Genomic DNA, 9,492 nt, shown 5'->3' with positions numbered 1-9,492 from the left:
CCATCCCGGACACACGCTCAATGCTCCAGCAGGCGCAAAAGCCTCAGCTGCTTCTCGTCGATCTCCAGGCGCTCGGCCGTTCTCCGGTCGTCTCCCCCGGGTCAGCCGGTGGAGTCGGACAGGAACGCCAGCAGGTCCTGCCGGGTGATGAGGCCCTTGGGCTTGCCGTCCACGAGGACGACGGCGGCGCCGGACTTCTCCAGGACGCCGACGGCCTTGCTGACCGGCTCGCCGGAGCCGAGCGTCGGCAGCGGCACCGACATGTGCGACTCGACCGGCTCGGTCATCTTGGCCTGGCCCTTCACCATGATGTCGAGCAGGTCGGTCTCCCCGACCGAACCGACCACCTCGGCCGCCATGACCGGCGGCTCCTCCTTCATCACCGGCAGTTGCGACACCTCGTACTCGCGCATGATGGCGATCGCGGTCTGCACGGTCTCGTGCGGGTGGACGTGCACGAACTCCGGCAGCGTGCCGCCCTTGCGGGTGAGCACCTCGCCGACCCGCGCCTCCTCGGTGGAGGGGGTGAGGAAGCCGTAGTCCGCCATCCAGCTGTCGTTGAAGATCTTGCCGAGGTAGCCGCGACCGCCGTCGGGCAGCAGCACCACGATCACCGCGTCCGGATCGGCGCGCTCGGCCACGCGCAGCGCGGCGACGACGGCCATCCCGCAGGACCCGCCGACGAGCAGCGCCTCCTCGCGGGCGAGGCGGCGCGTCATGGTGAAGGAGTCCTTGTCGGACACCGCGATGACCTCGTCGCAGATGCCGCGGTCGTAGGTCTCGGGCCAGATGTCCTCGCCGACGCCCTCGGTGAGGTAGGGGCGCCCGCTGCCGCCGGAGTAGACCGAGCCCTCCGGGTCCGCGCCGACGATCCGGACCCGCCCGCCGGAGACCTCCTTGAGGTACCGGCCGACGCCGCTGATCGTGCCGCCGGTGCCGATGCCCGCGACGAAGTGCGTGATGCGGCCCTCGGTCTGCTCCCACAGCTCCGGCCCGGTCGTCTCGTAGTGCGACTGCGGGTTCTGCGGGTTGGTGTACTGGTTCGGCTTCCACGCGTCGGGGATCTCGGTGACCAGGCGGTCCGACACCGAGTAGTAGGAGTCGGGGTGCTCGGGGTTCACCGCCGTCGGGCAGACGACGACCTCGGCGCCGTACGCCCGCAGCACGTCGATCTTGTCCTTGCCGACCTTGTCGGGGCAGACGAAGACGCAGCGGTAGCCGCGCTCCTGCGCGACCATGGCGAGCCCGACCCCGGTGTTGCCGGACGTCGGCTCGACGATCGTCCCGCCGGGGCGCAGCTCGCCGGACTTCTCGGCGGCGTCGATCATGCGGACCGCGATGCGGTCCTTCACCGACCCCCCGGGATTGAAGTACTCCACCTTGGCGAACAGCTGCGGCTCCCGGCCGCCCCCCACGCCGGCGGTCACCTTGCGCAGTCGGACGAGCGGAGTGTTGCCCATCAGTTCGACGAGCGAGTCGTGTACGTGCACCGCGACATCCTTGTCGTTCAGTGTGTTGATCTTAATGATGCGGCCCTGTTCCGCCGCCGGTCACAAGCGCGAACCGGCGCGGGGGCCGAAAGGTTTCCCGTTCCCGACGGTAGCCGAGATCGGCCACCGCAGGTATCGCGGCCCTTTCGCGTGGGTAGGAACTTATTCACGGAGGGTCAGCGCAGTATGTGGAGAGCATTCACCGCGCGGCGCATCGCCGCCGCCGCGGCCTACGGCGGTGGAGGCATCACCGCACTCGGCGGCATCACGTTCGGCCTGCTGCTGATGCAGGCCAGGCTCGCCCGCAGGACCATCCTCGCACGGCCGAACGGCGACCCGCCGATCGCCGACGGGCTGTACGGCGGGACGCGCGGCGGTGAGCCGCTGTCGCTGGTCGTCCTCGGCGACTCGACCGCCGCCGGGCTCGGCGTGCACGCCTCGGAGGAGACGCCCGCCGCGCTGCTCGCGGCCGGGCTGTCCGCGATCGCGGGACGTCCCGTCCGGCTGACGAACGTGGCCCGGTCCGGATCCCGCTCGCAGGCGCTCGGCGGCCAGGTCGACCAGGCCCTGCAAGCCCGTCCCGACGTCGCCGTCATCATGATCGGCGCCAACGACGTGACCGGGCGGGTCCCGGCCGCCGAGTCCGTCCGCCACCTCGCCCGCGCGGTGGAGCGGCTGCGCGGCGCCGGCGGCGAGGTCGTCGTCGGCACCTGCCCCGACCTCGGCTCCGTCAAGTCGCTGATGCCGCCGCTGCGCTGGTTCGCGCGGCGGGCGAGCCGGCAGCTCGCCGCCGCCCAGACGATCTCCGTCGTCGAGCGCGGCGGCCGGTCGGTGTCGCTCGGCGATCTGCTCGGCCGCGAGTTCGCCGCCGACCCGCTCTCGATGTTCAGCGAGGACCGCTACCACCCGTCCGCCCGCGGCTACGCCGCCGCGTCGGCCGCCGTGCTGCCGTCGATGGCGTCCGCGCTCGGCCTCGGCCACGACCTGTCCGACCACCTGACCGCGGACGTCCTCCCCGTCTACCTGGCCGCCGCCGAGGCCGCCGAGCGGGCCGGTACGGAGGTCAGCGGCGCGTCGGTCGCCGGGCTCGACCGCGGCCCCCGGGGCCGCTGGGCCACGCTGCGGTATCCGCTGCGCCGCCCCGCGCTGCGCCTGCCCCGGCGCCACGGGTCCGATCGCCTTCCCCCCGAGGACGACGGGGCCTTCACGGAGCCGGGGCCCGCCCGGTCACCGGTGGCGGGCCCCGGCCGTCCGGGACACCGGCCGCGCTGGCGGTGGCCTGGCCGGTGGCGTCGGCCCCACTCTCCGGTGCTCGGCGTCCCGGGCGCATGGGGCGGCGGTCACCCGGCCGCCGGGACCTGGCCCAGGTGGGCGAGGTAAGCCCACACTTATTGGACACGCCGTCCATCAGGCCCGGGGGGCGGCGTGTACGCCGCGGGGGACCAGCGGCTAGATTGCTGGTGACCGGTGAGTAACACCGTTGGCCGCTGAGAAGGAGACCCGCACATGCCCGAGGCAGTCATCGTCGCAACCGCGCGCTCGCCGATCGGGCGCGCCTTCAAGGGGTCGCTCAAGGACATCCGGCCCGACGACCTCACCGCCCAGATGATCACCGCCGCGATGGCGAAGGTCCCGCAGCTGGACCCGAGCCAGATCGACGACCTGCTGCTCGGCTGCGGCCTGCCCGGCGGCGAGCAGGGCTACAACATGGGGCGCGTGGTGTCGGTCCTGCTGGGCTGGGACAACGTGCCCGGCGCCACCATCACCCGGTACTGCTCGTCCTCGCTCCAGACGACGCGGATGGCGCTGCACGCGATCCGCGCCGGGGAGGCCGACGTCATCGTCTCGGCGGGGGTCGAGACCGTCAGCCGGTTCGCCAAGGGCAGCAGCGACGGCCTGCCCGACACGCAGAACCCGCTGTTCGCCGATGCCCAGGGCCGCACCGCCAAGGCCGGCGAGGGCGGCGCCCCCGCGTGGCACGACCCGCGCGAGGACGGCGCCCTGCCCGACATCTACATCGCGATGGGCCAGACCGCCGAGAACGTGGCGGCCCTGCGCGGCGTGTCCCGGCAGGCGCAGGACGAGTTCGGCGTCCGCTCGCAGAACCTCGCCGAGAAGGCCCTCGCCAACGGGTTCTGGGAGAAGGACATCACCCCGGTGACGCTCCCGGACGGCTCCGTCGCCGCCAAGGACGACGGTCCCCGCCCTGGCACCACCTACGAGAAGGTGTCGCAGCTCCAGCCGGTGTTCCGCCCGGACGGGACGGTCACCGCCGGCAACTGCTGCCCGCTGAACGACGGCGCCGCCGCGGTCGTGGTCATGAGCGACACCAAGGCCGCCGAGCTGGGCATCACCCCGCTGGCCCGCATCGTGTCGACCGGCGTCACCGGCCTGTCTCCCGAGATCATGGGCCTCGGCCCGGTGGAGGCGTCCCGCAGGGCCCTCGCCAAGGCCGGGATGACGATCGACGACATCGACCTCGTCGAGATCAACGAGGCGTTCGCGGCGCAGGTGCTGCCGTCCGCCGACGAGCTCGGCATCGACCACGACAAGCTGAACGTCAACGGCGGCGCGATCGCGGTCGGCCACCCCTTCGGCATGACCGGCGCCCGGATCACCTCCACGCTCCTCAACGGCCTCAGGTTCCACGACAAGCAGTTCGGTCTGGAGACGATGTGCGTGGGCGGAGGCCAGGGCATGGCCATGGTCCTGGAGCGCCTCTCCTAGAGGTAAGCCCGACCTTGCCTGGGGAAACGGAACCCACACCAGCGCATGGTGGCCCGCACGAAACCGCCCACGGGCGGCTTCATGCGGGCCACCTGCGCGTTTCCGGGGATCATCCCCGTTACAGATGATCTACGTAACGCAATAGATAGGTCCCCGTTAGGGGGTTGTCACATGCGGAGAGGTGTTGCAGAGTCGGCAGGAAGAGCCCCGCGACCTGGAGGTGCCAATTGTCACTGAACCACTCGCCGGAGACCCACAGCAAGCTGATAGCCCGCATTCCGCAAGTCACCGGACGTGACATCCCCGAGTGGTTCACCACGATCGAGGACGGACCCTCGTTCACCCGCTGCGAGGAACGCAGCACCTGGCTGGCCGAGGAGCACAACCTGTCCCACGGCTACGCCGCCGCCCTGGTCCGCGAGCACGAGCGCACGCGCCGCGCCCGCCACTACTGAACTGAGCACGCGCCTCCCCCGGGAGGACGCGCGGTCCGACTTCACAACGAACGTGGCGGGATCCCGCCAGAGGATGCCCCCGCCGTCGTGCCGCTGAGCGCCACGACCTTGGCGCAGAGATCCCGCACAGATCAGCCCCACGCCGTCCGGCGCGGGGCTGATCGTCGCGAGGGCTAGTCGCGCCCGGAGAAGTAGCTGAGCAGCCGCAGGATCTCCAGGTAGATCCACACCAGGCTCAGCACCAGCCCGAACGCGCAGTACCAGGCGAACTTCTCGGGCGCCCCCGTCCGGACCCCGGTCTCGACCGCGTCGAAGTCGAGCAGCAGGAAGAAGCAGCCGACGAGGATCGCGGCGACGCTGAAGATGTAGGCGAGCGGGCTGCCGGGGTCGCGGATCCCGATCCCGTGGTCGCCGCCGAACAGGTGCACCACCAGGTTGACGATCATCAACCCGATCAGCGCGAGCCCGGCGGCCATGACGAAGCGGGCGAACTTGGGCGTGACCCGGACGATGCGCAGCGCGTAGACGGCGAGGGTGGCGCCGAACGCCAGCGCCGTCCCGACCACCGCCTGGAAGACCACCCCGTGGTAGAGGTCGTTGTAGGAGTGGCTGACGAGGCCGACGACGACGCCGTAGACCGCGGCGAACGCCAGCACCGTCGCCGCGTTCGCCTTGCGGCCGAACGCGATGAACGCCCAGATGCCGATCTCGGCGATGAGCGCCACGACCAGCACGGGCGCGGCGAGCGAGGTGGGCACGAGCGCCCACGCCAGCGCCGCCGTGATCATCAGCGTCACGAGCGTCAGGAACCCGCGGACGACGACGTCGTCCATGGTCATCGGCCTGGTGGCGGCCGGCGCGTACCCGGGCGCGCCGTACCCGGCCCCTCCGTAGGGCTGCGCGCCGTACCCTCCGGCCCGCTGGTCGAAGGCGCTCCCCCGGAACGCGGGGTTTCTGCTCTCCATCAGGTCTCCACTTCGGCCGACGTGACCTACCAGTCTAAACCGCGGTCCCCCCAGTTGATCAGCCCAAAACCCGCTCACCGGCCACCGGTTCCAAGCCCTCACGGACGCGCACAGACCTCGCCCCAAAGAGCGAAGGCGAAGCCGAGCCCCCACAGGTACGCACCGACCCCGACCCGGGAAAGCGATGGCGAAGCCGAGCATCCGCGGATGCTCACATCGGCCCGAAGAGCGACGGCGAAGCCGAGCCCCCCAGGTGCGCACCGAGCCCGGCCCGGGTAAGCGAAGGCGAAGCCGAGCACCGCCCGGACATACACCAACCTGAGCCACGGACGAAGCCGAGCATCCGCGGATGCTCACAGACCCGGCCCGGAGAGCGAAGGCGAAGCCGAGCCCGGCCGGACACGCGCCGACCTCAGCCACCGGGAATGCGATGGCGAAGCCGAGCCCCCGCGAGGGCGGAGCCCGAGCATCGGGGGTTCCAGGGGGTCGCCCCCTGGGCGGACACCGCGAGCCCCGGCGAAGCCGATCAGAGATCGGCGAGCAGGGTTCGCCGCACGTGCCCCTGGTCGGACTCGAACCGACACACTGGCTCTTTTAGGGAGCCCGCCTCTGCCGTTGGGCTACAGGGGCGGGGTCATCATATCGAGTCAGTGGCTGTCACCGCCGTCTCCGGGGGCCGTGAGAAGGGAGCTCCGGCGGCCGGGTTCGGCCAGTGGAACGGTCCGGGCGGTCAAGCGCGGTTGTCAGATGTCGTGCTTGCGGCCGGCGGCGAGTTCGAACTCCTGGCGGGGCCATTCGAGTTCTCCCAGCGAGACGATCTCGCGGCGGAAGAACGCGGAGAGCGTCCAGTCCATGGTGATGCGGAACTTGCGGTTGACGGTCGGCATGCGCGACAGGTGGTAGGTGCGGTGCATGAGCCACGCGGGGAGGCCGCGGAGCTTGAGCCCGTAGACGTTGGCGACGCCCTTGTGCAGGCCGAGGCCGGCGACCGAGCCGACGTAGGCGTGCACGTACGGCTTGCGGGGCTTGCCGCGCAGGTCCGCCACGATGTTGTCGGCGAGGCGCTTGGCCTGCCGGACGGCGTGCTGGGCGTTGGGCGCGGTGAAGTCCCCGGTGTCGGTGAGGTCGGGGACGGCGGCGTTGTCGCCGGCGGCGTAGACGCCGTCGAGCCCTTCGACGGTGAGTTCGGCGGTGGCCTTGATGCGGCCCTTGTCGTCTAGGGGCAGGTCGCTCTCCTTGACGACGGGGTGCGGTTTCACGCCGGCCGTCCAGACGAGGGTGCCGGCCTCGAACTCCTCGCCGTCGCTCAGCACCATGCGCCGCTTCTCGGCGGACTTGAGCAGCGTGTTCATCTTGACCTCGATGCCGCGACGGCGCAGGGCCTCGGCGGTCCAGCGGCCCATCTCGGGGCCCACCTCGGGGAGGATGCGGTCGGTGGCCTCGACCATCATCCAGCGCATCTCCTTCTCGTCGATCGTCGGGTACCACTTGCAGGCGTCGCGGGCCATGTCCTCCAGCTCGGCCATGGCCTCGACGCCCGCGAAACCGGCACCGACGAACACGAAGGTGAGGGCGCGCCTGCGGACGGTCTCGTTGTCCGGGTTGGACGCGGCGATGTCGAGCTGGTGCAGGACGTGGTTGCGCAGGAAGATCGCCTCTTCGACGGTCTTGAAGCCGATCCCGCTCTCGGCGAGGCCCGGGATGGGCAGGGTCCGCGAGATGGAGCCGAGGCTGATCACGAGCATGTCGTACTCCACGTCCCGCTCCGGCACGCCGGCGGTGTGCGCTCCGGCCGGCCGGAGGGTGACCCGCCGGGAGGCGCTGTCGATCCGCGTCACGAACCCGTTCACGATGCGGCAGCGGTTCAGGACCTTGCGCAGCGGCGCGACGACGTGGCGGGGCTCCAGGTTCCCCGCGGCCGCCTCCGGCAGGAAGGGCTGGTAGGTCATGTAGGACTGCGGGTCGATGACGGTGACGGAGACCTCGCCGCGACGCAGTTCGCCGCGCAGCCTCTTCTGCAGGCGCAGGGCCGTGTACATGCCGACGTACCCGCCGCCGACGATCACGATCTGTTTCGTGCGCTGGATTGGCATATCCGGAGCGATACCCGGTTATGCCGCGGGCTCACGCCCCAGGAGAGGCGCGAACTTCCTCAGCGCGCCCGACATCTCAATCGATGTACCGCCAATAGGGAGACGGCGAGGTCAGGGCCCGACGGGGGCGCCAAGCGGTCGCGGGCGGCGGATCGGTGCAGGGGCCGGTCCGCCGCGCCACGGCCGCTTGGCCAAGGCCCTGCCTCGCCGTCGAACTCTTTGCAGGACGGCTCCCACGGGGGAAGTGATGCCACGAATCATCTGGGGGACCATCACCGTCGCCGCCTTCACCGCTCTCGCGGGTTGCGGCGGAAGCAGCTCGGCAGCCGGGCGCACATCGTCCGAGGGGGACGGCCCGACGCCCACGCCGACCGGTGGCGCGAACTTCGGCTCGCCCGACCCGACGACCGTTGGGCAGGCGACGCCCACCGTCAGCCCCGGGAACGGGACCGGCGCACAGGAGCCGCACTGCACCACGGGAATGCTCACCGTGACCCTCAGTGGTCTCGACGCGGGCACCGGCAACCGCTACGCGGCGCTCACGCTGACCAACAAGTCCGGAAGGCCCTGCACGGCCGGCGGCTGGTCCGGGCTCCAGCTCCTCGGTGCGGCCGGGAAGATCCCCACCAAGGTCTTCCGGGAGGGAAGGGCGCGCACGATCGTGATCCCCGGCGGCGGCCACGCCTACGAGCGGCTGCACTGGGCGGTCGTCCCCGCCGACGACGAGACGGGGACGACCTGCGAGCCCGTCGCGACCGCCCTGAGGGTGATCCCGCCGAACCGGACCGAGCCCATGAACGGGAAGTGGCGGTACGGGCCGGTCTGCCGGTACGGCGAGATCCGGTTGACGCCCCTCGCCACGACCCCTCCGGCCTAGTGGAAGTCGCGGGCGCGGACGAAGACCGCGTCCAACATGTCCTCGGTGACGCGGCCGGTGAAGGTGTTCTGCTGGCTCGGGTGGTAGCAGCCCAGCAGCAGGACGGGGTCGCGCCGGGACGCCGACGGCGGTGGCGCCAGCTCGACCTCGGCGCCGTGGCCGAACTTCGGCCGGGGGCGCGGCACCGCGTACCCGGCCTGCTTCAGCGCGGGCCACACGCCCTGCCAGGCGAACCCGCCGAGGCACACCACGCAGCGGACGCTCGGAGCGACCTGCTCGACCTCGCGCGCGAGCCACGGCAGGCAGGTCGTCCGCTCCAGGGGCGTCGGCTTGTTGTCGGGCGGGGCGCACCGGACGGTCGCCGCCATCCGCGCGCCGAGCAGCCGCTGCCCGTCGCCCGCGTGGACGCTGGTCGGCCGGGCCGCCAGCCCGACCCGGTGCAGGGACGCGAACAGCCAGTCGCCGGAGCGGTCGCCGGTGAAGATGCGGCCGGTGCGGTTGCCGCCGTGCGCGGCCGGGGCCAGCCCGACGATCAGGATGCGCGGCCGCTCGTCGCCCCATCCGGCGACGGGACGGCCCCAGTACCGCTCGTCCGCGAAGGCCCGGCGGCGCTGGACGGCGACCTTCTCCCGCCACTCCACGAGCCGGTCGCAAGCGCGGCACACCGACTGGCGGGCGCACAGCTCGTGCAGATCGGGCGCCCCGGCGGCCAGCTCGATGACGTCGCCGGCGCCGTGCGCGACGGGGGTCGCGGGGGCGGCGGGGTCTTCCGGCCACCCTGACCCGGGCGGCACGAACGGAGGGTTGGCGGGCGGCATACCACCGATCGTCCCACGCCACAGCCGATGGCCGGGTTCCGCCCATGGCGGGTGGGAGGCGGGTCCG

The 9,492-nt window shown here is 71.7% G+C and carries 8 protein-coding genes and 1 tRNA gene; 4 read left to right on the top strand and 5 right to left on the bottom strand.

From position 1 onward, the window contains the following. Nucleotides 1-101 precede the first annotated feature (101 nt). Nucleotides 102-1,490, bottom strand: a complete 1,389-nt coding sequence (locus AB0H37_RS32330; RefSeq protein WP_360616698.1) for a cystathionine beta-synthase — start codon at nucleotides 1,488-1,490, stop codon at nucleotides 102-104. Between the two features lie 186 nt (nucleotides 1,491-1,676). Here AB0H37_RS32330 and AB0H37_RS32325 point away from each other — a divergent pair, with 186 nt between their 5' ends. From AB0H37_RS32325 to AB0H37_RS32315, 3 genes are all read left to right on the top strand, one after another. After that, entirely contained in the window at nucleotides 1,677-2,870 is a 1,194-nt protein-coding gene (locus tag AB0H37_RS32325; RefSeq protein WP_360616697.1) for an SGNH/GDSL hydrolase family protein, read from the top strand. Between the two features lie 126 nt (nucleotides 2,871-2,996). Continuing rightward, nucleotides 2,997-4,217, top strand: a complete 1,221-nt coding sequence (locus tag AB0H37_RS32320; protein ID WP_179832706.1) for an acetyl-CoA C-acetyltransferase — start codon at nucleotides 2,997-2,999, stop codon at nucleotides 4,215-4,217. A gap of 227 nt (nucleotides 4,218-4,444) precedes the next feature. Further along, nucleotides 4,445-4,672: a DUF4287 domain-containing protein gene (locus AB0H37_RS32315; protein ID WP_179832705.1), complete on the top strand. Its 228-nt coding sequence runs from the start codon at nucleotides 4,445-4,447 to the stop codon at nucleotides 4,670-4,672. A 173-nt stretch (nucleotides 4,673-4,845) separates the two neighbouring features. Here AB0H37_RS32315 and AB0H37_RS32310 read toward each other — a convergent pair whose 3' ends face one another. The 3 genes from AB0H37_RS32310 to AB0H37_RS32300 form a co-directional block, all read right to left on the bottom strand. After that, a complete protein-coding gene (locus AB0H37_RS32310) occupies nucleotides 4,846-5,637 on the bottom strand; it encodes a Bax inhibitor-1/YccA family protein (protein ID WP_329094902.1) in 792 nt (263 codons plus the stop codon). Between the two features lie 557 nt (nucleotides 5,638-6,194). Next, nucleotides 6,195-6,267: transfer RNA gene (locus AB0H37_RS32305), tRNA-Leu, on the bottom strand. Nucleotides 6,268-6,380: 113 nt separating this feature from the next. Beyond that, entirely contained in the window at nucleotides 6,381-7,730 is a 1,350-nt protein-coding gene (locus AB0H37_RS32300) for an NAD(P)/FAD-dependent oxidoreductase (RefSeq protein ID WP_329094903.1), read from the bottom strand. Between the two features lie 247 nt (nucleotides 7,731-7,977). On the opposite strand from AB0H37_RS32300, the gene AB0H37_RS32295 reads away from it, so the two are divergent. After that, nucleotides 7,978-8,607: a DUF4232 domain-containing protein gene (locus AB0H37_RS32295; RefSeq protein WP_360616696.1), complete on the top strand. Its 630-nt coding sequence runs from the start codon at nucleotides 7,978-7,980 to the stop codon at nucleotides 8,605-8,607. On the opposite strand, the gene AB0H37_RS32290 is transcribed toward AB0H37_RS32295, so the two are convergent. Continuing rightward, nucleotides 8,604-9,425 (bottom strand): uracil-DNA glycosylase, encoded by an 822-nt coding sequence (locus tag AB0H37_RS32290; RefSeq protein ID WP_179832701.1) that lies wholly within the window; start codon nucleotides 9,423-9,425, stop codon nucleotides 8,604-8,606. The two genes, AB0H37_RS32295 and AB0H37_RS32290, sit on opposite strands and share 4 nt — an antisense overlap. Between the last annotated feature and the right edge of the window lie 67 nt (nucleotides 9,426-9,492).

Origin of the sequence: Actinomadura sp. NPDC023710 (assembly GCF_040639875.1) — a bacterium.
Taxonomy (GTDB): domain Bacteria; phylum Actinomycetota; class Actinomycetes; order Streptosporangiales; family Streptosporangiaceae; genus Spirillospora; species Spirillospora citrea.
The sequence above is the reverse complement of the archived record's forward strand: the minus strand, read 5'-3'. Positions and strand labels throughout refer to the sequence as shown.

Coding starts and splice junctions, on each gene's coding strand:
- AB0H37_RS32325 (WP_360616697.1), top strand. CDS start 1,677: ATGTGGAGAGCATTCACCGCGCGGCGCATCGCCGCCGCCGCGGCCTAC.
- AB0H37_RS32320 (WP_179832706.1), top strand. CDS start 2,997: ATGCCCGAGGCAGTCATCGTCGCAACCGCGCGCTCGCCGATCGGGCGC.
- AB0H37_RS32295 (WP_360616696.1), top strand. CDS start 7,978: ATGCCACGAATCATCTGGGGGACCATCACCGTCGCCGCCTTCACCGCT.
- AB0H37_RS32300 (WP_329094903.1), bottom strand. CDS start 7,730: ATGCCAATCCAGCGCACGAAACAGATCGTGATCGTCGGCGGCGGGTAC.
- AB0H37_RS32310 (WP_329094902.1), bottom strand. CDS start 5,637: ATGGAGAGCAGAAACCCCGCGTTCCGGGGGAGCGCCTTCGACCAGCGG.
- AB0H37_RS32290 (WP_179832701.1), bottom strand. CDS start 9,425: ATGCCGCCCGCCAACCCTCCGTTCGTGCCGCCCGGGTCAGGGTGGCCG.